Raw genomic sequence first — 24,442 nt, 5'->3', positions numbered from 1 at the left:
CTACTTGCTCTTGCTCGTGAACTTCTTCACGGCAACGCGGAACTCCTCCGTGTTCATCGCCATGATGATCTTGTGCTCCTCGGCATCGAGCTGCTGTTTTACGGGCGTGGTGGCAGCCTGGTACACGAGGGATTTTGTGCCTGATATCGCCGCCGACGGGTTCTGCGCCAGACGCTCGGCGAGCTGTCGCGTGGCGGCTTTCAACTCCGCTGCGGGAACGGTCTTGGCGACCAAGCCCCATTCATAGGCCTGCTGCGCGGTAAAATTGTCTTCAGTGAGGAAAATCTGCAGCGCGCGGCGCGAGCCGACAGTGCCGACGATCCCGACCGTCGAGCCGCCATCCGGCGACACGCCGATCTTGGCGTAAGCGGGCGTGAACTTGGCATCCTCTGCGGCGATGCAGAGATCGGTGACGAAGGCGAGGCCCATCCCGGCGCCGGCCGCGGAGCCGTGGACGCTGGACAGCGAGATCTTCGGCATGCGCCTGAGGATCTCGATGAAGGAATGATAATGCTTCAAGAGCTCGCCAACCACCGGTGTCACGGTGTTGGCCTCGGCCGCGGCCCCGATCGTCTGCAGATCGCCGCCGGCCGAGAAGGCGCGGCCTTCGCCCTCGATCACCACGACCTTGATGGCGTCATCGCCCTCGATATGGGCCGCAAGCTGTTCGAGCTTCTGCGCGATGGCGAGGTTGACCGAGTTGAATGCGGCGGGGCGGTTGAGCGTGATGGTCGCGATCGCACCCTCGATCCGCAGCAGCGCGGGATCGTCGGGCTTTGAGACGGGAGCTGGCATTTTTGAAATCCCCGGCTGGAGGTTCGTTGCTGCAACTAAATCGCAGAAGGGCAGGGGTGACAATCCCCGGCCGTCAATGCCCAGCGGGCCACTCTTGCGTCCGGCGGAACGATAGGCTCAAATGGGGGCGCCTTCGTTTAGGGACGGACACGAGCGCCGGCTCCTCCTAGGCTAGCCAAGCCATCTTTAGCGAGAGGAGACGACATGGGTGACGCTCGTGTCTTGCAGAAATGGGCTGTCCGATGACGGAAGGTCCGATGATCATTGTCGGTGCCGGCCATGGTGGCTACCAGGTCGCGGCATCCCTGCGGCAGGCGGGCTTTTCGAATCGCATCTGCCTGATCAATGACGAGGCGCATCTGCCCTATCAGCGGCCGCCGCTGTCCAAGGCCTACATCAAGGGCTCGGCGGGGCCGGAGAGCCTGATGTTCCGCCCCGAAAAGTTCTACCAGGACCAGAAGATTGAGCTGGTCGCCGGCCGGGCCGTCTCGATCGACCGCGCCGCGCGAAAAGTTCTGCTCGCTTCCGGCGAGGCGCTGGCTTACGGCCACCTCGTGCTGGCGACCGGCGCGCGCAACCGGCTGCTCGATCTGCCCAACGCCAATCTACCTGACGTGAAATATTTGCGCATCCTCGACGAGAGCGAGTCGCTCAGGCAGATCATGCCGTCGAAGACGCGCGCCGTGATCATCGGCGCCGGCTTCATCGGCCTCGAATTCGCCGCCACCGCGCGGATCAAGGGGCTGGAAGTCGACGTGCTCGAGCTCGCACCGCGCGTGATGGCGCGCGCGGTGACGGCTGAGGTCTCGGAGTATTTTCAACAACGCCACCGCGAGGCAGGCATCCGTATTCATCTCGGCGTGCAGGCCACCTCGATCGAGGCCGAGAACGGCAAGGTCACCGGCGTCAGTCTCAGTGACGGCCGCCATCTGCCTGCCGATCTCGTCGTGGTCGGTGTCGGCGTGCTGCCGAACATCGAGCTGGCAGCCGAGGCGGGGCTGCCGGTTGCCGCCGGCATCATCGTCGATGAATATCTGTCGACGGCCGATCCCAACATCTCCGCGATCGGCGATTGCGCGCTGTTCGCAAGCCCGCGCTTCGGCGGCTCGCTGCGGCTGGAATCGGTGCAGAACGCCACCGATCACGCCCGCTGCCTCGCGGCGCGGCTGACCGGCGACAAAAAGCCGTATGACGGCCATCCCTGGTTCTGGAGCGACCAGGGCGACGACAAGCTGCAGATCGCCGGCCTCACCACCGGCTACGACCGCGTCGTGCTGCGCGGTAGCCCCGCCAAGAAGGCGTTTTCCGCGTTCTGCTATCACGGCGACCGGCTGCTCGGCATCGAATCGATCAACCGCGCCGGCGATCACATGTTCGGCCGCCGCCTGCAGGCGATGGACCGCTCGATCACGCCGGAGCAGGCCGCCGATGAAAGCTTCGACCTGAAGAGCGCGCTGGCCTGATCAGCCAGCGCCAAGCACCGCTGCCACTTCCGCGGCCGTCGGCATCGACGGCCCCGCGCCCATGCGCTGCACGCTGATCGAGGCGGCGGCGTTGGCGAAGGCGAGGGCGGTGCGCAGGGGCGCGCCATCGGCCAGCTGCGAGGCGAGCGCGCCGACGAAGCAGTCGCCGGCGCCTGTGGTGTCGACCGCCTTCACTACGCGGCCTGGCACTGCAAATTCCTCGTTGCCGGCGAGCGCGAGGACGCCGCGCTTGCCGAGCGTGATGCAGATGATCTGGTCCGCGCGGGCCTGAAGTTTTCGCGCGACGGCGATGATCTTCGCTGCCTCGTCGCTCTCGGTCAGCTCAACACCGGCGAGAAAGCCGAGCTCGGTCTCGTTCAGCACGAGGATGTCGACCAGCGCGAGCAGCTCGGCGGACATCTTTTGCGCCGGTGCCGGGTTGAGCAGCGTCGTGGCGCCAGCGTCGCGGGCGCGCGAGAAGAACGCGGCAATGGTCGGCAGCGGGATCTCGAACTGGCTGACCGCGACATCGCCCTTTGCCAGCGGTGCGGCCGCAACGTCGTCCGCGCTGACCAGCGCATTGCTGCCGGGAATGACGACAATGGTGTTGTCGGAGGCCGCGACCGTGATGATCGCGGTGCCGCTATGCGTGTCGGCCTCGCGCACCGAGCTAAGATCGACGCCCTGCGCGCCGAGGAACGCCCTCAGCTCGGCCCCGAACGCATCCTTGCCCAGACGTCCGATCAGCGTCGTGTTCGCACCGAGCCTGGATGCCGCGACTGCCTGGTTGGCGCCCTTGCCGCCGGGAAAATACAGCACCTCGCGGCCCGCGACGGTCTCGCCGACCTTGGGATGGCGATCGGCGGTCGCCACCACATCCATGTTGATGCTGCCGGCGACGAAGACGCGCCCCATGATATGCCCCTTAGAGCATGATCCGGAAAAGTGTGAAGCGGTTTTCCGAAGAGATCATGCTCAAACAAAGAATCCTTAGACTCGAACTTCGAACTCGTGCCTGACTTTGGCGATGTCCACAAGGGTCGGAAGTCCCGCCTCGTTGCCAAGCCGCTGGATCTTGAAGGTCGAGGCGGCCCGGGCGAAGTCGAAATGCTCGCGCCAGCTTTTGCCAGGATGGGCCAAATAAGAATAGACATAGGCGCCGTGGAAGACGTCGCCGGCGCCGTTGGTGTCGATCACGCGCTCGCGCGGGATCGGCATCGCTGGCATCACCTGCACCGTCCCGGTCTCGTCGTACCAGAGCAGGCCCTTCTCGCCCATGGTGACGCCGCCGATCTTGCAGCCGCGGCTCTTGAGGTAATCGAGCATCTTCTCCGGCGTCAGGTCCATCTGCTCGCACAGCCGCTCGGCGACGATCGCGACGTCGATGAACTCCAGGAGTTCATGCGTGTTGGTGCGCAGCCCGCCGCCGTCGAGCGAGGTCAGGATGCCGGCCTCGCGGCACACCTTGGCGTAATGGATCGCCGCATCCGGCTGGTGGCCGTCGACATGCAGCGCGCGGCAGCCGCCGAGATTGAGCATCGGGAACGGGTGGATGTGATCGTCGTCGCGGCAGCGGACGATGGCGCGCTTGCCGTCCTTCGGCATGATGAAGGACAGCGACGACTGGTTCACCTTCCGTCCGTGCAGCGAGATCGCGTATTTCGCGCACATGTCCTGGAACATGCGTCCCAGCCAGTCATTGGCCGCGGTCGCGATCAGGTCGGGCACGATGCCGAGCTTGGCGCAGCAGAACGCCGCCGTCACCGCGTTGCCGCCGAAGGAAACCGCGTAGTCCGAAGCCACGTGCTTTTCGTCGCCGGTCGGCATGTGGTCGGTGATGAAGACGACGTCGATATAGGTCTGTCCGATAAAGAGAGCCTGCATTGCTTGTCCGTGATGCGCTGGGTGGTCCCGGCCGGCGCACTTACTCTAGCACCGGTTCCGCGCGAAGGACGCGGAAATTATTCACAAAACCGGCCCGAAGCGCTTGAGGTCGGCATGTGGCCGGAATACGACCATGTCAGCCCCATGCCAAGCCCGGGCAATTGCCGTTTTTCCGGCCTCCACGGTTCCAGGTCGATCAAAAGGGACAAACATGATCACCGGCCTCGATCATATCGTTGTTCTGGTCAAGGATATCGGAGCGGCCAAGGCGGTTTACCAGACGCTGCTCGCCCGCGCGCCGGCCTGGCAGAATTCCGGCGAGGGCGCCGACCGCGTGCTGTTCACCCTCGACAACATGACCATCGAATTGATGGCGCCGAGCGGCTTCACCGCAACGGCGGACCGGATGCGCGCGCTGCTCGAAGACCAGGAGGGCATGCTGGCCAGCCTGTGCTTTCGTGTCGCAGACATCGGCAAGATGCACCGGCGGCTGGACCGGGTGGCGCTGAAACCCGATCCCGTCACCGAGGTCGAGAGCAGCGACGACGTATCAGGTGCGGTGCTGCATTGGAAGCGTACGCGGGCCACGACCGAGTTGACGCGCGGCGTGCGCATGTTCTTCCTCGAGCTTGCCGAGGAGCGCCCGAAGTCGGTTGCGTCAGACATCGCTCCGATCGAGGGGCTCGATCATGTCGTGATCACATCGGAGGATTCCGATCGCGCCGCCGCGCTCTACGGCGCGCGTCTCGGGCTCGATCTCGCGCTCGACCGCTCCCACCACGACTGGGGCCAGTTGATGTTCTTCCGCTGCGGCGATCTCATCGTCGAAGTGGTGCGCCGCCCCGTCGCGGGCGGCGATGTCAGTCATGACCGTCTCTGGGGCCTGAGCTGGCGCGTCGCCGACATCGACGCCACCCGCGCCCGCCTCATCGCTGCCGGCCTCGACGTCAGCGAAGTGCGTAACGGCCGCAAGCCCGGCACGCGCATCATGACCGTGCGAAGCGGCACCTGCGGGATCCAGACCGTGCTCTTGGAGCGCTCGCCGAAGCCGGAGGAGTAGGGCGGCGAACTCTCGCCTCCCGAAGACTCCCATAGGGTGGGCAATGGCGCGTTTGCGCCGTGCCCACGTGTTCTCCGTAAGGACCGAAGACGTGGGCACGCTGCGCTTTGCCCACCCTACGAAGCTCTCTCCTCCGTCATTGCGAGCGGAGCGAAGCAATCCAGAATCCCACCGCGGGAGCAGTCTGGCTTGCTTCGTCGCTTCGCTCCTCGCAATGACGACGGGGGCGTGGTACATGGCATACCGTAAGCACCCAGCGAGCACCCGGTTTGGCGAAGGCAACCGCAAAGCGAACTCTGAAATGGCAGCGCGACCCCGAGGGGATGCGGCTGCGCATTCTCGAGGCTGCCAAGCAGGAATTTGCCACCCACGGCCTCGCCGGCGCCCGCGTCGATCGCATCGCCGCCAAGGCCGGCGCCAACAAGCGCATGCTTTATTATCACGTCGGCAACAAGGACGAGCTCTACCTCACAGTGCTCGAAGGCGCTTATGACAAGATCCGCAGCGAGGAGCGGGGGCTCGACCTCGAGCATCTCGATCCGCCCGAGGCGATCAGGCGGCTGATCGAGTTCACCTGGGGCTACTTCCTGCGCAATCCCGAGTTCCTGTCGCTGCTCCAGACCGAGAACCTCGCCCGCGCCAAGCACCTCAAGCGCTCGACCAAGGTCAAGTCGATGCACTCGCCCTTCGTCGAGATGATCCGCACCGTGGTGCGGCGCGGCGTCGAGTCCGGCGATTTCCAGGTCGCAGTCGATCCGGTGCAGCTCTACATCTCGATCGCGGCGCTCAGCTTCTTCTATCTCTCCAACTCGGCGACACTCAGCGTGATCTTTGGTCGTGATTTGATGGCCAAGGACGCCAAGGACGAGCGCCTCGCACACATGGTCGGCCTCGTGCTGGCCGCGCTGACGGGAAAGTCGGTGGCGCTGTTCGAGATCGCGAAAGCGCCGAAGCCGCGCGCCGCGGTGGCACAGACGGCGTAGCCCGTAGCTGCGAGGCGGTAACCCCTCGCACCTTGTTCCGTCATTGCGAGCGCAGCGAAGCAATCCAGAATCTTTCCGCGAAGGAACTCTGGATTGCTTCGCTGCGCTCGCAATGACGAGGATGTTGCCGCGGGCTCAACCATTTAACCGTCACCCAGAGGTGCGAGCTGCGCGAGCGCCCCAGGATGACGGATCGAATCCTCTAGACAGTATTTATCCAACGGGTTAATTTCTCCCGATAACGAAGAAGATTGCCGGGAGTGAAAATTGGCCGAACCGAAGCCGCAAAATGCGCTGTCCAGATTGCTGAATGCGGCCTGGGTTCGGCCGTTCTTGTTCCTGGTCTTCATCGTCGTGGCTTGGGATCTTTCGATCCGGCTGTTCAGGATTCCCGCCTACCAGATCCCGGCGCCGGCCGACGTCGTCGCGGTGCTGCGCTCCGACTGGCCGGAACTGCTGCGCCAGTGCTGGCCGACCACCTATGCCACCGTCTGCGGCTTCCTGCTGTCGGCGCTGTTCGGCATTCCCGTCGCCATGCTGATCGCGGGCTCGAAGACGGTGGAGAGCTACGTCTATCCGCTCTTGGTGTTCTCGCAATCGGTGCCGAAGATCGCGATCGCGCCCTTGTTCGTGGTCTGGTTCGGCTTCGGCATCATTCCGAAAGTGATCTCCGCGTTCCTGCTCGGCTTCTTCCCCGTGGTGGTCTCGGCGGTGCAGGGCTTCAAATCGGTCGATCCTGACATGGTCGATCTCGCCCGCGCCATGCAGGGCAGCCGCTTCCAGGTGTTCTGCGCGGTGAACCTGCCGCACGCGCTGCCGGCGATCTTCTCCGGCCTCAAGGTGTCGGTGACGCTCGCCGTGGTCGGCGCGGTCGTCGGTGAGTTCGTCGGCTCCAATTCCGGCATCGGCTACGTGATGCAGCGCTCGATCGGCACGTTCGACCTGCCGACCATGTTTGCAGCGCTCGTCATCCTCGCCCTGCTCGGCGTCATCCTGTTCTGGATCGTCGACCGCATCGAGAAGCTGATCATTCCCTGGCACGTCAGCCAGCGCGAAGAGGTGATCTTCGCCTCCTAAATTTAGGCAACGGCCATTAACGGCCGAAATAGAACGACAAGGGAGAGTGACGATGAAGCGGTGGATTGGGGCTGTTGCAGCGGCGCTGATGGCGCTTGCAGGTTCGCCGGCGCAGGCAGCCGACAAGGTCGTGCTGATGCTCAACTGGTACGTCTATGGTGAGCACGCGCCGTTCTATTACGGCAAGGCCAAGGGCATCTATGCCGCCGAAGGCATCGACCTCGAGATCCAGGAAGGCCGCGGCTCGGCCGCGACCACCCAGGCCGTCGCCGCCAAGACCGCCGATTTCGGCTATGTCGACGTGCCCACCATGATGCGCGCCGCGATCAAGGGCGCGCCCGTGATTGCGACCGGCGTGCTGCTGCAGACCTCGCCGATGTCCGCGATGGGCTTTGCCGACAAGAACATCAGGAAGCCGGAGGACATCAAGCGCAAGACGGTGGCGATCACGCCGGCCGATTCGATGACCCAGATCTGGCCGCTGTTCCTGAAGAAGACCGGTCTGAAGGAGAGCGACTTCCAGACGGTTGCCGGCGACGGCCAGACCAAGCTCAACGCTGTCATCAACGGCCAGGCTGATCTCCTGCTCGGCTACGTCATGGACCAATCGATGAAGATCAAGGACGCCACCGGCAAGGACGTCTACCCGATCAAGTTCGCCGACTACGGCATCAACATGGTCTCGTCAGGCATCATCGCCAACACCGATTATGTCAAGGCCAACGCCGACCTCGTCCGCCGCTTCATGTCGGCGACGACCAAGGCGGTCGAAGCCGCCGAGAAGGAGCCGAAGGCGGCCGCGCAGTCGATCCTCGATGCCAACCCCAAGGGCGGCAAGATCGACACGCTCACGCAGGGTTTTGAGCTGACCATTCCGCTCTACCGGACCGCCGAGACCAAGGGCAAGCGGCCGTTCCAGGTCACCGACCAGAACATGACCGATAGCGTCAACCTGATGGTCGAATATGGCGGCCTCGATGCCAAGGCCAAGGAGAACCCGAAGGCGTTCTACACCAACGACTATCTGCCGAAGAGTGGCACGTGAAACCTGCGACGATCGTGAGCGAAACCGTGCAACCGGCCGCGCATCTGAGACTGGTGAGCGACCGAGCTGCCGGCGATGCGTCGGGCATCAAGCTGTCAGGCGTGTCGAAAACCTACCGGACGCGTGACGGCGATGTGCCGTCGCTGCGGCCGCTCGACTTCCATATCAATGACGGAGAATTCTTTGTCGTGGTCGGCCCAAGCGGCTGTGGCAAGTCCACGCTGCTCAAGCTGATCTCCGGCCTGCTGCCGCCGACCGCGGGCGAGGTTCTGGTCGAAGGCGAAACGGTGACGAAGCCGCACGGCAATGTCGGCATCGTCTTCCAGAACGCGCTCTTGCTGCCCTGGCGCAATATCCTCTCCAACGTGATGCTGCCGATCGACATGAAGCGGTTGCCGCGCGACGAATATCTCGCCCGTGCCAAGGCGCTGCTCAAGCTGGTCGGGCTGGAAGGGTTCGAGAAGAAGCTGCCCTGGCAGCTCTCCGGCGGCATGCAGCAGCGCGCCTCGATCTGCCGGGCCCTGGTGCACGATCCCAGGATCATGCTGATGGACGAGCCGTTCGGCGCGCTCGATGCGCTGACGCGCGAACGCATGAATGTCGAGCTGATGCGGATCCAGCGCGAGACGAAGAAGACCGTGCTGTTGATCACCCATTCGATTCCGGAAGCCGTGTTTCTCGCCGACCGCGTGCTTGTGATGACCGAGCGGCCCGGTGCGATCGCCGCGATCTACGATGTGCCGCTGTCGCGGCCGCGCTCGCTCGACGTGATGGCCGATCCTATCTTCACCGAGCTGGTGCAACGCATCCGCAAGCATTTCTTCTCGCAAGGTTCGCTGGACTGAAACCATGGCGCCGCGCCTGAAGCTGCGAGATATCGCCTTCTTTGAACGTCCCGTGCAGTTCGCGCGGCCGTTCCGCTTTGGCACGGTGACCATCAACGCGACGCCGCAACTGTTCGTGCGGGTCGACATCGAGGTCGAGGGCAGGGGAGCAGCCGTCGGTGCCAGCGCCGAGCTGCTGGTGCCAAAATGGTTCGACAAGAGGCCGGAGCTGTCGCCGGCGCAGACGGTCGATGGCTTGCGACGATCGCTTCAGATTGCGCGCGGGCTTTATCTGGCGCAGAGCGAGTTCCAGACGGCGTTCGGTCTGCACGCCTCCTGCATCGGTGCCCAGGTCGCGGCTTGCGCCAAAGAGAACATTCCATCGCTTGCCGCCGCTTATGGTCCCGCGGAAATCGACAAGGCGATCCTCGATGCGCTACTGCGCGGCGTGGAGACCAATTTCTTTGACGGCATGGCTGGCAACATCGCCGGCATCGATGCGCGGTTGTCGCCTGACCTTGATGAGGGCGATATCGAGCGGTATCTCGGGCTTGCGAACCAACACCGGTCCGAACGTGTCGCGATCCGTCATACCGTTGGTCTTGACGACAAGGTCGAAGGCGAGGGCGGTGTTGCTGATCCGCGCGAAAATTTCGGCGCGCGTTATTTCAAGCTCAAGCTCGGTGGAAATCCGGAAGCTGACGCCGCACGACTGATCCGGATTGGCGGCCAACTTGCAACATTGCCACGCCGTTACGGTGTCACGCTCGACGGCAACGAGCAGTACGCCGATCTGAGTGCCCTTGAAGCGCTGGTCGACCGACTGGAGCGCGATAGCGCGCTCGATCCCATCAGGGGAGGGTTGCATTATATCGAGCAGCCGCTGCCGCGCGATATCGCCCTGCGGACGCCGCTCGGCGCTCTCCGTCGCCGCGACTTCATTATCGACGAGGCCGACGACTCCTATGATGCTTGGCCGACGGCGTACAGGCTGGGCTATAGCGGCGTATCCTCGAAGTCCTGCAAGGGCATCTACAAGTCGATCGTGAACTTTACGCGGATTGCCAAGCTGAACGAGGACGGGGCGGAATGTATCGTCACCGGCGAAGATTTGACGTGTCAGCCGGGACTGGGTCTTCAGCAGGACTTGGCGCTTGGCGCGCTGCTTTGCCTCGAACATGCCGAACGTAACGGTCACCACTATGTCGACGGCTTCGGCGATGCGCCGGCCGCCGAAGCTGCGGCCTTCGCCGCCGCGCATCCCGATCTCTACGCCGCTACAGGGCAGGGCATCCGCCTCAAGATTCACGACGGCGATCTCCTGACGGGATCGCTTCACGCTGCGGGCTTTGCCACGTCGGTCCATCCGGACTGGTCGGCGCTTCGTCCGCTCGAACAGCCTACATCACTTCAGGAGCATCTGGCATGACCACCCAACGCCTCGGCCTCATCATGAACGGCGTTACCGGCCGCATGGGGCTCAACCAGCATCTGATCCGCTCGATCGTCGCGATCCGCGAGCAGGGTGGCGTTCGCTTGAAGAGCGGCGACCGCGTCATGCCCGATCCGATCCTGGTCGGGCGCAGTGCCGAGAAGGTCGAGGCGCTCGCCAGGCGCTACAATATCACGCGCTTTACCACCGATCTCGATGCGGCGCTCGCCGACAAGAACGACACCATGTTCTTCGACGCCGCGACCACCCAGGCCCGGCCCGGCCTGCTGACCCACGCGATCAATGCCGGCAAGCATGTCTATTGCGAGAAGCCGATCGCGACGAATTTCGAGGAGGCGCTCGAAGTCGTCAAGCTCGCCAATGCCAAGGGCGTCAAGCACGGCACGGTGCAGGACAAGCTGTTCCTGCCGGGGCTGAAGAAGATTGCCTTCCTGCGCGATAGCGGCTTCTTCGGCCGCATCCTCTCGGTGCGCGGCGAGTTCGGCTATTGGGTGTTCGAGGGTGGCTGGCAGGAGGCGCAGCGGCCGTCCTGGAATTACCGCAGCGAGGATGGCGGCGGCATCATCCTCGACATGGTCTGCCACTGGCGCTACGTGCTCGATAACCTGTTCGGCAACGTCCAGAGCGTGGTCTGCATCGGCAACACCGACATTCCCGAGCGCTTTGACGAGCAGGGCAAGCCGTACAAGGCGACCGCGGACGATTCCGCCTACGCGACCTTCCAGCTCGAAGGCGGCGTCATCGCCCACATCAACATGTCCTGGGTCACCCGCGTCTATCGCGACGACCTCGTCACCTTCCAGGTCGACGGTACCCACGGCTCGGCCGTTGCCGGCCTCACCGACTGCATGATCCAGGCGCGACAGGCAACGCCGCGTCCGGTGTGGAATCCCGACGAGAAGCGGCTGCACGATTTCTACGGCGACTGGCAGAAGCTGCCTGATAACGTCACCTACGACAACGGCTTCAAAGAGCAGTGGGAGATGTTCATCCGCCACGTCTATGAGGATGCCCCTTACAAGTTCACGCTGCTCGAAGGCGCCAAGGGCGTGCAGCTCGCCGAGTGCGCGCTGAAGAGCTGGAAGGAGCGGCGCTGGATCGACGTCGCCCCGATCAAGGCGTGAGATTCCAATGCTAATCATTTCGTCATTGCGAGCGAAGCGAAGCAATCCAGAATCTTGCCGCGGATGCAGTCTGGATTGCTTCGTCGCTTCGCTCCTCGCAATGACGGAGAGAGGTCCGAGATCATGAACAAACCCGTCCTGCCAATGTCGTCCCTGTCGCTGAAGCTGCCCAAAGCCGATCGCTCGATCGAGACCTATCGGCTCGCGGCCTCGCGTACCTTCCCCGCCAAGCTCGAAGGGCCGCTGAACCGCATCGCCTTCTCGGCCGTGCACACCGTCGCCAATCCCTTCGCCGACAACGATCCCTGGCTTTCGGTCGCCGTCGACTGGGACAAGACCATCGCCTTTCGCGAGCACGTCTGGGATCTCGGCCTCGGCGTCGCCGAGGCCATGGACACCGCGCAGCGCGGCATGGGGCTGGACTGGCCGACCTCGCTGGAACTGATCACACGCTCGGTTGGCGCCGCCAAGCGGCGCAACGCGCTGGTGTTCTCCGGCGCCGGGACGGATCATCTCGCGGTCGAGGACGCCAAAAGTCTCGACGACGTGATCCGCGCCTATGAGAAGCAGATCGCGGCAGTCGAGAAGGTCGGCGGCCGCATCATCCTGATGGCGTCGCGCGCGCTGGCCAAGCTCGGCCGCAATGCCGATGATTACGCGAAGGTCTATGACCGCGTGCTCTCGCAGGTCCGCGAGCCCGTCATCATTCACTGGCTCGGCGACATGTTCGATCCGGCGCTGACGGGCTATTGGGGCACCAAAGATCTCGACAAGGCGATGGATACGGCCGTCGCCATCATCAACGGCAACGCCGGCAAGGTGGATGGCGTCAAGGTCTCGCTGCTCGACAAACAGCGCGAGATCGACATGCGCCGCCGCCTCGACAAGCGCATCAAGATGTACACCGGCGACGATTTCAATTACGCGGAGCTGATCGCCGGCGATGACCAGGGCTTTTCACACGCGCTGCTCGGCATCTTCGATGCCATTGCGCCGGCGGCGTCCTATGCGCTGTCGCGGCTGGCGACCGGCGACGAGGCCGGCTTCCACGACGTCCTGGGACCGACCGTGCCGCTGTCGCGCCACATCTTCAAGGCGCCGACACGCTTCTACAAGACCGGCGTCGTCTTCATGGCCTATCTCAACGGCCACCAGGACCATTTCACCATGGTCGGCGGGCAGGAGAGCGCCCGCTCGATGCTGCATCTGGCCGAACTGTTCCGGCTTGCCGATCAGGCCGGCCTGCTCGCCAATCCTGAACTGGCGACGCGGCGGATGAAGACTGTGCTCGCCTCGCACGGATTGGAAGACTGATGCGCGATTTCTCGTCCGATCATCGTTGGCTGTCGCTCAACACGGCGACGGTCCGCAAGCAGGGTGATCTCCTCCAGATCATCGACGCCTGCGCCAGGCACGGCATCCGCGCCATCGATCCCTGGCGCGATCAGGTCGCCGCCGTCGGCCTCGACCGCGCGGCGCACGCGGTGCGCGACGCCGGCCTTGCTCTGTCAGGCTATTGCCGCGGCGGCATGTTCACCTCGGATGCATCGCGCCGCACCGAAGTGCGTGACGACAACCGCCGCTGTGTGGACGAGGCCAAGGCGCTCGGCGCGCCCTGCATCGTGCTGGTCGTGGGCGGCCTGCCGCAATATTCGCGTCCCGGCAGCGAGGCGTCGAAGGATATTGCGGCAGCGCGCGGGCAGGTCGAGGAGGCTCTCGCCGAGATGCTTGACTATGCCAAACAGGCAAAGCTTCCGCTGGCCATCGAGCCTTTGCATCCGGCCTATGCCGCCGACCGTGCCTGCGTCAACACGACCAAGCAGGCGCTCGACATCTGCGACCGGCTCGACCCTGATCGCACCGGCATGCTCGGTGTCGCGCTCGACGTCTATCACATCTGGTGGGACCCGGAGCTGATGGGCCAGATCGCGCGCGCAGGCAATGATCGCCTGCTCGCGTTCCACGTCTGCGACTGGCTGGTGCCGACGAGAGATATTCTCAACGACCGCGGCATGATGGGCGATGGTGTCATCGACATCAAATCGGTGCGCGCCGCTGTCGAGGCACAGGGCTTTGCCGGCTATTCGGAGATCGAAATCTTCTCCAATGACTGGTGGAACAAGCCGATGGACGAGGTGCTGCGCACCTGCATTGAACGGCACAAGACGGTGGTTTAGCTTCTACGGGCGCTACCTCGCGGGCTTGGCGTGTTGAAGCGCGCCCCTTCGGAGGCGATGGGAGGTTGGCATGAAGCGTATCGGCTGGCCGGGCCTCGTGATATCGAGCGCAATGTTGCTATCGTCGTCCTCGCTTTCGGCTCAGGATGTTCTCTCGACAGGCGCGGAGCAGCAGTTGTTCAACAACGCTTGTCGAACTTGCCATTCGACCCAAAAGGACGACAATCGTCTCGGTCCTAACTTGCACCAGATCATTGGAAGAAAAGCAGGGTCGCTGGCGGAGTATAATTATTCGTCAGCGATGAGGGACAGTGATTTCATCTGGGATGAAGCAAAACTCGCGGGCTTCATAGCCAATCCAGATGATGTCGTTCCTGGAAATAAAATGGCTCCCTACGGAGGCCTTGCGTCCGTTGAAGATCGGAAAAAGATCGTGCATTTTCTGCAATCGATGCGATCCCAATAAGGCTGTCGCTCACGTCCAAGCAAAAAAAAGCCCGCCCGAAGGCGGGGCGCAAGATATTGGGTGATTCGCGCAGATCACTCGGAGCCGCACGATGCCTTTGCAGTGCTAACGCGCGAGCTCGGTCTCGTCATACCAACGGTGAGGAGACTGTCATCTGCTGAAGCGTCGGCTATTTTCAGTGCTTTCGGGCGTGGCGTCAGAATCGCAATCTGATTGGGAGAAGCCGGCATCCCAGCTAACATGAGCGTTGGTGTAGCCGCACTCTCCTCCACCTGGGCCGAGCCCAGCACCGCTACCTGATGCCGGGAGATCGGGAAGCCTGTAACTTCGAAAGTTGGGCGCTGTAGTGCGCATCCGTTGGCGTGATTGACCGTCACGCTTCCAATGCTCGAAATGGCGGTCACTATCAGAAACATTCTTTTCATGGGATTTCCCCTCTTGGATTAGAGATATTCCCACCGCAATTCCATGCTTACGATAATCCCTGCCCACTTGGAGCCATGTGAACTCCTTAACCATTGGTCCGAGGTATTTCGCAAAGGTTCAATCGAATTGTGAAAGGTCAGCGCCGTTGCACTTTCGCGATGCCGAACTGACGCCGGGTTGAACCGGCAAAAAGCCATCGCTGCATTTCAAGGCTCTGCCCGGCGACGTCTCTGATGGAGTACCACCAACGAGGGGTAGAGAGCCGTCAGCATCCAAGCAGGATGATCGCGATGCCGCAGCCTTGCCACGGTCTGCGCCAGATCGAATGCGGTAGTCAGTGGCGTCAACGATCAACGGGCGCGGCGGAAAGCACCCGATGTCGTTCGGCCGGTGCGAAAATAGCAACGAGGGCGTGTCGCGCCACCCTCACGGGCTTGCGACCTGTTGCAGCGTGTTGAAGCGCGCCTTCTGTTCGCTGCTCAGCGTTGCGTAGAACTCGTCCAGGGCGGGTTCGACCAGCTTGGCGGCCGACAGCATGGCCTCGAGCCGCTGCTGCATCGCCTCCAGCCGTCCGACCGGCGTCAGCGGCGCATCGTTCGGACAGGCCGCCTGGAGGCCCTCGACGCCCTTTGCCGTCGCTTCGCTGAGGCGATCGAGCGCCTCTTTCTGCTTGCCGGCGGGATGCAGCACAGCCTCGATCCTTTGGATCGGAAATTCGGTCAGGCCGGATTTCGGATCGCCGCAGTTCTCGGCGCTGGCTTGCTGCTGCGAGCGGTCTCCGACATTGGGGCCGAGCGCGTTGAAGCGCGCCTGCTGCTCGTCACTCAGCGAGTTGTAGAAATTCTCCAGTGCCGGTCGCACGATCTTGACGGCTTCCAGCGTCGCGCTGATGCGGTTCATCATCGCGCGCAGGCGGCCAGGTGGCGTCAGTGCATAGGTCTCCGCACAGGAATCCTTGAAGATATCGGCAGCCTTCGCCGCCGCGGTCTTCAATTCGTCGAGCAGCGCGCGCTGCTCTGGTGTCGGCTGCACGGCTCGTGCGATATCCGCAAGTGGCCAGGCGGTCACGCCTTTGTCCGGTGTTCCGCACAATTGCTGGAGCGTTTGTGGACTCGCGCTGGCGCGCTGGCGCGCGCGGTAGCCGCCGCCAGCCTGCGGATAGTCAGACGGGTTGGTGCTGGCATATGCAGAGTAGGGGCTGTCACCCCCCCAGAACACGGTGTCGACGAAGTCGTCATAGGCGTACGCCCAATAGCCTGGCTCGTAGGCATAGGACCAGAATGTGTAGTCGAAAATGTCTGAATAGGCGTAAGGCCAGAACACCGGCCCAAGCCACGCGACGAACACCGCGGGATGCCGATGTCGCCAGGCCTGCCGGGGAGCCCAGCCGCTCTGGCGGGTGGTGAGCGCCGCTTGGGCTTGCGCAGGGGCCTGCTCGCGGAAGCGCTCGGCAAACCGCCCGCGCTGGGCGGCCTGGGCAGCAGCGGCGGTCGCTGTCGCCGGCGCGGCCGGAGCTTGTAGTCCGAGCCGCTGTTGTCGCGCCAGGTCGCTCTGCTGCGCGCGCTGCTCACGCTCGAGCAGGCGGTTCTGCGTCTGGAGCGTCCGTTGCTGCGCGCGCAACGCCCGCGCGCCTTCCGGTTTCTGGGACTGGAGCTGCTGCACGCGCTGCTGCAGGCGATCGATCCGGGTCTGGCGTTCCGTGGTCTGGCGCGACAGCATCTCGCGCTGCCGCTGCTGCACCATCTGCTGGCGCTGTTGCGCGCGCTGTTCGATCTGATCCCGCCGCGAAAGCCGCTCGTTTACGGCCGGCGATGCAACCGGGCCTGAGGGGGCGGCGATGTGCGGCGTCGGCCGGGGCGCCATCGCCGGGCGTTGCGGCGCCGCCGGCGAGCGATGGAATTCTGGCCGTGGTGCTGCCACGTGCGGGGCCGCTCGCGGCGGCGCAGCGAAATGTGGGGTCGGACGCGGCGGCGGCGAGGCAATATGCGGCGCCGGGTGTGGTGCCATGGCCGGTCGCTGCGGCATGGCCGGGGGATGGAATGCCGGCGCGGCGGGACGAGCCATGGCGGGCGGTGCCGCCGGCCGGGCCATGGCGGGTGGCGCTGCTGGCCGTACTGCCGGCGCTGCGGCCGGACCGGGCGGCCCGCCTTTGCCATGACCTTGCCCGGGCCCTTGGGCAAGCGCACCGGCGCTCGCCGTCAACATCGAGACACCAACTAAAACAGCCGTAAGGCAAACGCAACGCGGAAGCATGTTGTCGCTCCCAGCTCGTAATCGCCCACAATTTTCAACGCGCAGCCGACGAAACGGTTCGTTGTTGACTGCCGCCCTGCGATCTTCCGACGCAGGCAAGCCCCTGCGACGTGGGAGTCTGTCGTCCGATGCGAGTCATGTCGTACGCCCGCGCACAGCGCTGGCCGAATGGGCTGCGGCGCTGAGAACTCAACATTGCCCTCAGGCTGAAGCTATGCGCTTCGGATAAAGCAAAATCGTTTCGATCGGCGGAGCTGGAACCGTTAATTCTCCAGACGAATGCCATGCGCCCATGGGGCTCTCGGTCGGCCCGGACGCGCTGATATTTTGCGAAGCGCCTTTTGCCGGTGCCGATGGAAGTATCATTCGGCCCGATTGTCCGGCGAAAAGTCAGACGATTGCGCTATCATCGATGACCGTCAAACACCGGGCTAGCACGCGTCAATTCAATCTGCGAAGCTGTGACAATAAATGCGCTTGTAAGCCAAGCAAGCGCGAAGGGAGGTTCGCAGTGGAGAAGGTGCGACGCTTGCGTGCGATGAGCTCACTGTGCCGCCAACAGGCCGCATATAACAGCATGAACAAGTGGAAGCTGCTCGCTGAGGCAGAATATTGGGATCACCTTGCTGAACTTGAGTTGTCTTCTTACTTCCAGCAATGCAATGCCGTCACTTCGAACGAGATCGAGCGGACTCAAGGGACCACAAACGCGAATGACACGGGGCGGAAGACGATTTCCGCGGTGTGAAGTCAGAAAGAGGTTGTCGCCTGAATTCCATTCCGCCGCACTTCTCGCAGAGCGGAGCGGCCCGGACATACAGGTTCTCTCTGTTATTGCGGGGCACTCCGAGGCTATCGCACTGATAGCAGCCAAGCGGAGAATGCTCGAATGATCTTTTCGCGCGGATGGCTTGGTCTGCGGACGACGTAGAACTGGTATCCGGGCAAACTGAGATCAAATGCCTTTACCAGTGCGCCGGAGGCGAGTTCGGCTGCCACGAGCACATCGCTAAAGATCCCGACGCCCTGGCCGGCGACGACCGCCTCGATCGCGTGAAGCTCCTCTCGGAAACTCAGATGTTGCATGTCAGCGAAGTTGGGCAGGTTGCGCCACCTGCGCCTGGCGACGGAGAGCCATCGCTGCCAGCTAGGTGGGTCGATGTCAGACGGAAACCAATAGGAGTGAACGAGGACCTGCTTTCGAAGATCGGCGGCATTCTTCAGCCGGCCTCCGGCGGGAAGCAAGTCAGGGCTGCACACGGGCCAATACGTGTCGCTCAAAAACTCTTCTGCGATGCCCTCCCGCGGCGCTTGGCGGGACGTGGCATAGCGGATCGCGACGTCCGCGTCCCCCGCAGGTAAGTCAAGAACGCTGTCGGTGCCGATAATATCTAGCGGCGCATCCGGGCGCTGCTTTCTCCAGTGCGGCAGACGTGGCACGAGCCATCGCGCGGCAAATGCGTTCGTTGTCGTGATACGAAGGGCCTGCCGATCGTCTTTGCGCCTGATCTTGCCGAGAGCGGTGGCGAAGCCTTCGAGACCATCCCGCACGACCGGAAACAGCCGAGCGCCGGCCTCTGTCAACGATAGTGGTCTCGGTCTGCGCCGAAACAGTGCCTTTCCGCAATATTGCTCCAGTAACCGAATTTGGTGGCTGATCGCAGTCGGCGTGACGCCGAGTTCGGAGGCAGCCTTCTTGAAGCTGAGGTGGCGCGCGGCAGCCTCAAACGCCCGTAGTTCGATTAGCGGCGGCAACTTGGTCATGCCCCAGCCTAGATGAATTATATTCATCTTCAAGCCAAATTCTTTGAATTTGCCTTCCAACCGCAATGAGCGCGTGACTAGAGACGATGAACAACGAAGGGGTAGCGCACCATGACGACCGTCCGATCGGTTGCCGCTGAGGCGGCGGAGTTTGGTAAGACCTTCCGCGGCTCACTGATGCAGCTTGGTGATGCGGGCTACGAGGAGGCAAGAAAAGTCCACAATGGGCTGGTCGACAAACGGCCAGCGCTCATCGCGCAATGCCGCGATATATCCGATGTCACCGATGCGGTGAGGCTCGCCCAACGGCTTGGGCTCGAGGTTGCGGTGCGTGGCGGTGGTCACAACGTGGCAGGACGTGCCACGATCGACGGCGGCGTGATGATCGATCTCTCTCGGATGAAAGCAATCCGCGTCGACCCCGAACGTCGAACGGTGCGCGCACAGGGCGGTGTCACCTGGGCAGAGCTCAATCGCGAAACCCAGCGGCACGGCCTGGCGGTCACCGGAGGGGTCGTTTCGAGCACCGGAATCGCAGGGTTGACCCTTGGCGGGGGGCTCGGCTGGCTGATGGGCAAATATGGTCTGGCTCTCGACAACCTGTCCTCGCTCGAGTTGGTCAACGCCGAGGGCGAATTGATGCGCGCCAGCAAAACGGACGAACCGGACCTGTTTTGGGCTGCTCGTGGTGGCGGCGGCAATTTTGGTATCGCCACCACGCTGGAATATCAGCTTCACCCAATAGGGCCCAGCATCACGGGCGGTCTGATCGCGCACCCGTTCGATCGTAGCCGTGACGTGCTGTCGCTGTTCCGCGAAAGCACATCGTCGCTTCCGGATGAGCAGATTCTGATCGCCACGTTGGCTCATGCACCTGATGGCTCGGGCATGAAACTGGCGGCGATGGTGACGTGTCATTGCGGTCCGCTTGCGGCCGGCGAATTGGCGGTGCGTCCGCTCAAGCAATTCGGTACTCCGGCATTGGACGGGATCGGTCCCATGGACTATTGCGAGCTCAACAGCATGCTGGACGCAGGCTATCCCAAGGGCGCATTCAACTACTGGAAATCTACCTTCCTGCGAGAACTCAGCGATGACGCGATAGGGACCATGATCGCCTGTTTCGCCCGCTGCCCGACTCCGATGGGCCAGCTTCTTGTCGAGCACGTTCACGGCGCCGCAGTGCGCGTCGGCGTCGATGAAACGGCATTCCCGCATCGACAAGAGGGCTACAACTTCCTGATCCTGACCCAATGGCTGGATGCTGAGATGACCGATCGATGCATTGCCTGGACCCGCGATACCTACGCACAGATGGAGCCCTTCGCCGCGACAGCCAGATACGTGAACTATCTCGGGGATGATGAAGGCATCGATCCCATTCCCGCCGCCTACGGGCCAAATTACCGTCGTCTTCGCGAGCTGAAGAACAAGTACGATCCCAAGAACTTTTTCCGCATGAATCAAAATATCAGGCCATTGGTCTGACTGAAATCGTGTTGGCGGTCAAAATGGGACGATGTCGTATATGCCTGACAGGCGATGGCTCATTCTACTTGTCCTTTTTCTCGCTCGCACAGCGCTCGCAATTCAGTTCCAGGCGGTGGCCTCCGCTGGCCCTTTCCTTGTCGTGGCGCTGGCGATCGATTATGCAGCGCTTGGGCTCTTGATTGGACTGCACTCATTGCCTGGCGTGGCGATTGCCGTACCAGGCGGGATGCTCGGTCAAAAGCTCGGAGCCAAGCGTGTGGCGCTGATTGGTCTTTTCCTGATGACGGCGGGTGGCGCTGTCATGGGCTTCGCTGGCGATCGAGCCGTTGCATCCCGCCTATGCGGCCGACCGGGCCTGCGTCAACACGACCAAGCAGGCGCTCGACATCTGCGATCGCCTCGATCCGGAACGGCTCAGCGGCATGCTCGGCGTCGCGCTCGATGTCTATCACATCTGGTGGGACCCGGAGCTGAAGGATCAGATCGCGCGCGCAGGTAAAGACCGGCTGCTCGCGTTCCACGTCTGCGACTGGCTGGTCCCGACCAGGGACATCCTCAACGACCGTGGCATGATGGGCGATGGCGTCATCGACATCAAATCGGTGCGCGCCGCCGTCGAGGCGCAGGGCTATACCGGCTTCTCGGAGATCGAGATTTTCTCGAACGACTGGTGGGCCGATGGATGAGGTGCTGCGCACCTGCATCGAGCGGCACAAGACGGTGGTCTAAAACGTATGAGTTTGGGTTAAATCCATGCCTAGCGGCGGTTCACCTCTCCGTGGGGAGAGGCGCGCCGTCAGCTGCGGACGCTGCTCGAATCCCAGCGCTCGCAGGCGAGACTCATCGTTTCAAGACGCGAAGTGTAGCGGCGGAATCATGCCATAGTGGCGAGGTCGGCTCCAGCTAGCGAGCAGTTAAATGGCACCTCACGTCAGGATCGATCCTCGCCGTCTTCTTGATCTCCTCGCCGTGGCAAGACACGGCTCGTTCAGCGCTGCCGCGGCGGCGTTGAACGTCTCCCAGCCCGGGCTGTCGCGCAGCATTGCTTTGCTCGAACGGGAGGTTGGGGCGAAGGTGCTCGAACGCGGCCGACAGGGCGCGCAGTTGAACGCGATGGGGACGGCGCTCGTCTTTCATGCCGAAGCGTTGGAAGCGCTTCTGGAACGCGCTCGGGAAGATACACGTCTGAGAAGCCTGGGCCTCGAAGGGGCAGTCAAGCTCGGCGTGACACCCATCACCGCCGCCGGAATTGTTCCGCGCGCGCTCGAAATCCTGGTCAAGGCCGCGCCAAAGATCCACGTTTCCGTGACCGAAGGCCTCGACAGCGAAATCGCCGAAATGTTGCGGCGCGGCCATGTCGATCTTGTCGTGAGCAGGATCGGGGGCGGATCGGCTTATCAGGAGTTGGCGGAAGAAGAACTCTTTCGCTCCGACTGGGGACTTATCACCCGCCCGGATCATCCCATCGCGAGGCGTGCGAGCGTCCGGCTCTCGGATCTCAGAGACGTGCGCTGGGTGCTGCCCGCCGGCGGCAGTGCATTCAGGCAGCAAATGGAGCGCGTGTTTGCCAGTTCAAATCTCGGCTGGCCGACGCAGAGTATCAACACGAACTCGATCCTCGCCATCAAAGCCATCGTCATGAGCACGGATTGCGTGTCGCTCATGGCGCGAGAACTCGTCGGGGTCGAGGTGGCGGCTCGTCGCTTGTGCATAACCCCGCTGAAAGGCGTCGAGAACCAGCGGCCGGTCGGCGTGATGTGGAGACGCAACGAAACCCTCTCACCGGTAGCTGCGCGCGTTCTCGAAATCCTGCGCAGGATCTCGAAGGACGAGTTCGCCGTCCGAAAGCGCGTGGACTTGCCCAAGCAGGGCGGTCGCCCAGTTGTATAACAAAAATGCATGGTTTTCGAAAAAGATCGTATTGGACGCATAGATAGCCGCTGACTACGGTCTCTGCCCATGGGAGGAGAACAAGATCGCCGAACACGCGGGATACCAATCCCGCTGCGATCTTGAACATCTGGCCCGCCGGTTTTGGTCGTGCGGAGATCGATTTTATGAAGCTTACGACATTCAAAGTGGGGCAGGAGCAGCTCGTTGGCGCCTTGGAAGGGGACGAGGTGGTCGTCCTCAATGTGCCCAACATGCGAGCGTTGTTCGAGATGGGGGCGCCGGTTCAGGAGTTTGCCGAGCGCGCCAAGACGACGCGCCGTTTCGCCTTAAAAGATGTGATGCTTCAGGCGCCGATAATTCCAAAGAAGATCTTCCACACCGCAGGCAATTACGCCGAGCACGCGCACGAAGGCGATCGGTCGAACTGGGTGGCGGCGATCAAGCCCTGGATTGTTTTCTTCCAGAACGTCGATGCGATCATCGGACCAGACGATCCGATCATCTACCCCGAGCATCTGACCAAGGAACTCGACTACGAGATCGAGCTCTGTGTCGTGCTCGGCAGGTCCGGCAAACATTTCAGCGAAGCCGAGGCCAAGGACTACATCGGCGGCTACGTGATCTTCAACGATATTACCGCCCGTGACATCCAGCGGCGCGAGATGGAGTCGGCGAATTTCAGCTTCTCCAAGTCGATCGACACGTTCTGCCCATTTGGGCCCTGGATCGTCACCGCCGACGAGATACCTGACCCATACAATCTGAACATCGAACTGCGCGTCAACGGCGAGAAGCGGCAGGTGTCGAACACCAGCCACATGTCGGTGACCCTGCCCCAACTGCTGTCCAAGTTCTCGCCGGCAGGTTTTTCCGCGGGCGATATCCTTACCACCGGCACGGTCTCCGGCGTTGCCGCGTTCAGCGCCAACCCGCAGGCCTGGTATCTCAAACCCGGCGACGTCATCGAAGCCGAGATCGAGAAAATCGGCATGCTCCGCAACCGGGTGATTTCCTGGGAAGAGGGGCACGGCGCGCCTGCCCCCGAGTTCCAAAAGTTCTGAGGTGTGGGCATGATTGATAGATCGAGGATATGGACCGGCTCTCTCAACGAAACGGCTCTTGCCGGCAGGCCCAAGCCATCCGCGGGCTTCTATGACACGACACTGCGCGACGGGGAGCAGGCGGTCGGCGTGGTGTTCGGCGTCGAGCAGAAGCTGGAAATCGCAAAACTGGTGGACGGGCTCGGGGTCGGACGGATAGAGGCTGGTTTCCCTCGCGTGTCCGACGAAGATAAAGAGGCCATCAGGGCGATTTCCGCCGCCGGTCTGAAAGCGGAGCTCTGGGGCTTTGCGCGCGCGATCATCGAGGATGTCGCCGCGGTCGCCGATCTCGGGCTGAAGCATCTGGTGATCGAGGCTCCGATTTCCGACGCGAAGCTCGGCGCTCTCGAGGTTGCGCGCGAGACCGTGCTAAAGCGCATCAAAGATGCGGTCGCCTTCGGCGCAAAGAACGGCCTCAATGTTGCGTTTTTCGGTGTCGACTCGACGCGCGCGGATCTGGAGTTCTTCGAGACCGCCTATAAGACGGCGATCGAGGCCGGCGCGAGAGAGCTGGCGATCGTCGACACGCTTGGCATCGCCTGTCCGGAAGCCGTGGACTTCCTGGTCCGCCAGGTAAAGTCGTGGGCCGGCACCGTTCCGGTGCATTTTCATGGCCACAACGATTTCGGCCTCGCGACTGCCTGCGCTGTTGCGGCGATTAACGCGGGTGCGTCCTGGATCCACGGCACCATCGACGGCATCGGCGAGAGAGCAGGCAACGCCAATCTGCCCGAGATCGCGCTGACGCTGGAGCTGCTCTACGGAATCTCGACGGGCATTGATCTCGCGCGCGTCCGCGATGCATCAAAACGTCTGCGCCAAATCGCCTCATATGAGCTCGAGCCGTGGAAGGCGGCCGTCGGCCGCAACCTGTTCATCCGCGAAACCGGTGCGGTGGCGGCGCAGTTTCACATTCCGCAGGCAATCGAGCCCTATTCGTCTGAGCTCTTGAACACGTCGCGAGGCATCGTGCTCGGGAAGAAGAGCGGCGCCGCCTCGATCGCCATCAAGTGCAGGGAGCTTGGCATCGAAGCTCCCCCAGGAGCGCATGCCAGACTTCTGGCGGAAGTGAAAAAACTCGCCATGGCGAAGCAGCGGCTGGTCAGCGATGCGGAATTCCTGGAGCTCGCCCGGCAGGTCTCGTGACCGCGCTCAATCTTGATT

Annotated in this window: 22 protein-coding genes and 1 pseudogene; 18 read left to right on the top strand and 5 right to left on the bottom strand. The window is 62.8% G+C overall.

Going from position 1 to position 24,442, the window contains the following annotated elements; genetic code table 11:
• Positions 1-795: an enoyl-CoA hydratase/isomerase family protein gene (locus XH89_RS27385; protein ID WP_194463473.1), complete on the bottom strand. Its 795-nt coding sequence runs from the start codon at positions 793-795 to the stop codon at positions 1-3.
• Between the two features lie 242 nt (positions 796-1,037).
• On the opposite strand from XH89_RS27385, the gene XH89_RS27380 reads away from it, so the two are divergent.
• Entirely contained in the window at positions 1,038-2,258 is a 1,221-nt protein-coding gene (locus XH89_RS27380; RefSeq protein WP_194463472.1) for an NAD(P)/FAD-dependent oxidoreductase, read from the top strand.
• Here XH89_RS27380 and rbsK read toward each other — a convergent pair whose 3' ends face one another.
• Positions 2,259-3,173, bottom strand: coding sequence for a ribokinase (rbsK, locus tag XH89_RS27375; protein ID WP_194463471.1), 915 nt, complete (start codon positions 3,171-3,173; stop codon positions 2,259-2,261). It lies immediately after the preceding gene.
• 75 nt (positions 3,174-3,248) lie between these two features.
• Positions 3,249-4,142 (bottom strand): sugar kinase, encoded by an 894-nt coding sequence (locus XH89_RS27370; RefSeq protein ID WP_194463470.1) that lies wholly within the window; start codon positions 4,140-4,142, stop codon positions 3,249-3,251.
• Between the two features lie 211 nt (positions 4,143-4,353).
• Between XH89_RS27370 and XH89_RS27365 the strand changes: the two genes are divergently transcribed.
• The 10 genes from XH89_RS27365 to XH89_RS27320 all read left to right on the top strand — a co-directional run bounded on the left by XH89_RS27365 (position 4,354) and on the right by XH89_RS27320 (position 14,351).
• Positions 4,354-5,202 carry a VOC family protein gene (locus XH89_RS27365; RefSeq protein ID WP_194463469.1) on the top strand — a complete coding sequence of 283 codons (849 nt, stop codon included), beginning with the start codon at positions 4,354-4,356 and terminating at the stop codon, positions 5,200-5,202.
• Positions 5,203-5,525: 323 nt separating this feature from the next.
• Positions 5,526-6,185 carry a TetR/AcrR family transcriptional regulator gene (locus XH89_RS27360; RefSeq protein WP_194468650.1) on the top strand — a complete coding sequence of 220 codons (660 nt, stop codon included), beginning with the start codon at positions 5,526-5,528 and terminating at the stop codon, positions 6,183-6,185.
• A 267-nt stretch (positions 6,186-6,452) separates the two neighbouring features.
• Positions 6,453-7,262: an ABC transporter permease gene (locus tag XH89_RS27355; protein WP_194463468.1), complete on the top strand. Its 810-nt coding sequence runs from the start codon at positions 6,453-6,455 to the stop codon at positions 7,260-7,262.
• Positions 7,263-7,314: 52 nt separating this feature from the next.
• Positions 7,315-8,307, top strand: coding sequence for an ABC transporter substrate-binding protein (locus tag XH89_RS27350; protein ID WP_194463467.1), 993 nt, complete (start codon positions 7,315-7,317; stop codon positions 8,305-8,307).
• Positions 8,304-9,152 carry an ABC transporter ATP-binding protein gene (locus tag XH89_RS27345; RefSeq protein ID WP_194463466.1) on the top strand — a complete coding sequence of 283 codons (849 nt, stop codon included), beginning with the start codon at positions 8,304-8,306 and terminating at the stop codon, positions 9,150-9,152. The genes XH89_RS27350 and XH89_RS27345 overlap by 4 nt, the downstream gene beginning before the upstream one ends.
• 4 nt (positions 9,153-9,156) lie before the next feature.
• On the top strand, positions 9,157-10,560 hold the full coding sequence (locus XH89_RS27340) for a hypothetical protein (RefSeq protein WP_194463465.1): 1,404 nt from the start codon (positions 9,157-9,159) through the stop codon (positions 10,558-10,560).
• Positions 10,557-11,708 carry a Gfo/Idh/MocA family protein gene (locus XH89_RS27335; protein ID WP_194463464.1) on the top strand — a complete coding sequence of 384 codons (1,152 nt, stop codon included), beginning with the start codon at positions 10,557-10,559 and terminating at the stop codon, positions 11,706-11,708. The genes XH89_RS27340 and XH89_RS27335 overlap by 4 nt, the downstream gene beginning before the upstream one ends.
• Positions 11,709-11,831: 123 nt before the next feature.
• A complete protein-coding gene (locus tag XH89_RS27330) occupies positions 11,832-13,022 on the top strand; it encodes a dihydrodipicolinate synthase family protein (RefSeq protein WP_194463463.1) in 1,191 nt (396 codons plus the stop codon).
• On the top strand, positions 13,022-13,885 hold the full coding sequence (locus tag XH89_RS27325) for a sugar phosphate isomerase/epimerase (protein WP_194463462.1): 864 nt from the start codon (positions 13,022-13,024) through the stop codon (positions 13,883-13,885). Before XH89_RS27330 ends, XH89_RS27325 begins: the two co-directional genes overlap by 1 nt.
• A gap of 70 nt (positions 13,886-13,955) precedes the next feature.
• Complete coding sequence (locus XH89_RS27320; RefSeq protein ID WP_246767632.1) at positions 13,956-14,351, top strand: cytochrome c family protein; 396 nt, start codon at positions 13,956-13,958, stop codon at positions 14,349-14,351.
• Positions 14,352-15,203: 852 nt separating this feature from the next.
• Here XH89_RS27320 and XH89_RS27315 read toward each other — a convergent pair.
• Positions 15,204-16,397: a Spy/CpxP family protein refolding chaperone gene (locus XH89_RS27315; RefSeq protein WP_246767631.1), complete on the bottom strand. Its 1,194-nt coding sequence runs from the start codon at positions 16,395-16,397 to the stop codon at positions 15,204-15,206.
• On the opposite strand from XH89_RS27315, the gene XH89_RS41410 reads away from it, so the two are divergent.
• Complete coding sequence (locus XH89_RS41410) at positions 16,383-16,604, top strand: hypothetical protein (RefSeq protein WP_246767630.1); 222 nt, start codon at positions 16,383-16,385, stop codon at positions 16,602-16,604. The two genes, XH89_RS27315 and XH89_RS41410, sit on opposite strands and share 15 nt — an antisense overlap.
• 718 nt (positions 16,605-17,322) lie before the next feature.
• Positions 17,323-17,778 (top strand): hypothetical protein, encoded by a 456-nt coding sequence (locus XH89_RS42145; protein ID WP_371825179.1) that lies wholly within the window; start codon positions 17,323-17,325, stop codon positions 17,776-17,778.
• Positions 17,779-17,882: 104 nt separating this feature from the next.
• Here XH89_RS42145 and XH89_RS27305 read toward each other — a convergent pair whose 3' ends face one another.
• On the bottom strand, positions 17,883-18,794 hold the full coding sequence (locus tag XH89_RS27305) for a LysR substrate-binding domain-containing protein (protein ID WP_194463460.1): 912 nt from the start codon (positions 18,792-18,794) through the stop codon (positions 17,883-17,885).
• A 111-nt stretch (positions 18,795-18,905) separates the two neighbouring features.
• Between XH89_RS27305 and XH89_RS27300 the strand changes: the two genes are divergently transcribed.
• The 5 genes and pseudogenes from XH89_RS27300 to XH89_RS27280 all read left to right on the top strand — a co-directional run bounded on the left by XH89_RS27300 (position 18,906) and on the right by XH89_RS27280 (position 24,424).
• Positions 18,906-20,282 (top strand): FAD-binding oxidoreductase, encoded by a 1,377-nt coding sequence (locus tag XH89_RS27300; RefSeq protein ID WP_194463459.1) that lies wholly within the window; start codon positions 18,906-18,908, stop codon positions 20,280-20,282.
• 314 nt (positions 20,283-20,596) lie between these two features.
• Positions 20,597-21,014, top strand: a pseudogene (locus XH89_RS27295) (sugar phosphate isomerase/epimerase family protein); the annotation flags it as partial.
• 189 nt (positions 21,015-21,203) lie between these two features.
• Entirely contained in the window at positions 21,204-22,175 is a 972-nt protein-coding gene (locus XH89_RS27290; protein ID WP_194463458.1) for a LysR family transcriptional regulator, read from the top strand.
• 122 nt (positions 22,176-22,297) lie between these two features.
• Entirely contained in the window at positions 22,298-23,239 is a 942-nt protein-coding gene (locus tag XH89_RS27285) for a fumarylacetoacetate hydrolase family protein (protein WP_210345230.1), read from the top strand.
• Between the two features lie 9 nt (positions 23,240-23,248).
• Positions 23,249-24,424: a hypothetical protein gene (locus XH89_RS27280; protein ID WP_194463457.1), complete on the top strand. Its 1,176-nt coding sequence runs from the start codon at positions 23,249-23,251 to the stop codon at positions 24,422-24,424.
• The last annotated feature ends 18 nt before the right edge of the window (positions 24,425-24,442 follow it).

It is taken from the genome of Bradyrhizobium sp. CCBAU 53340, from assembly GCF_015291645.1.
Lineage (GTDB): Bacteria > Pseudomonadota > Alphaproteobacteria > Rhizobiales > Xanthobacteraceae > Bradyrhizobium.
The sequence above is the reverse complement of the archived record's forward strand: the minus strand, read 5'-3'. Positions and strand labels throughout refer to the sequence as shown.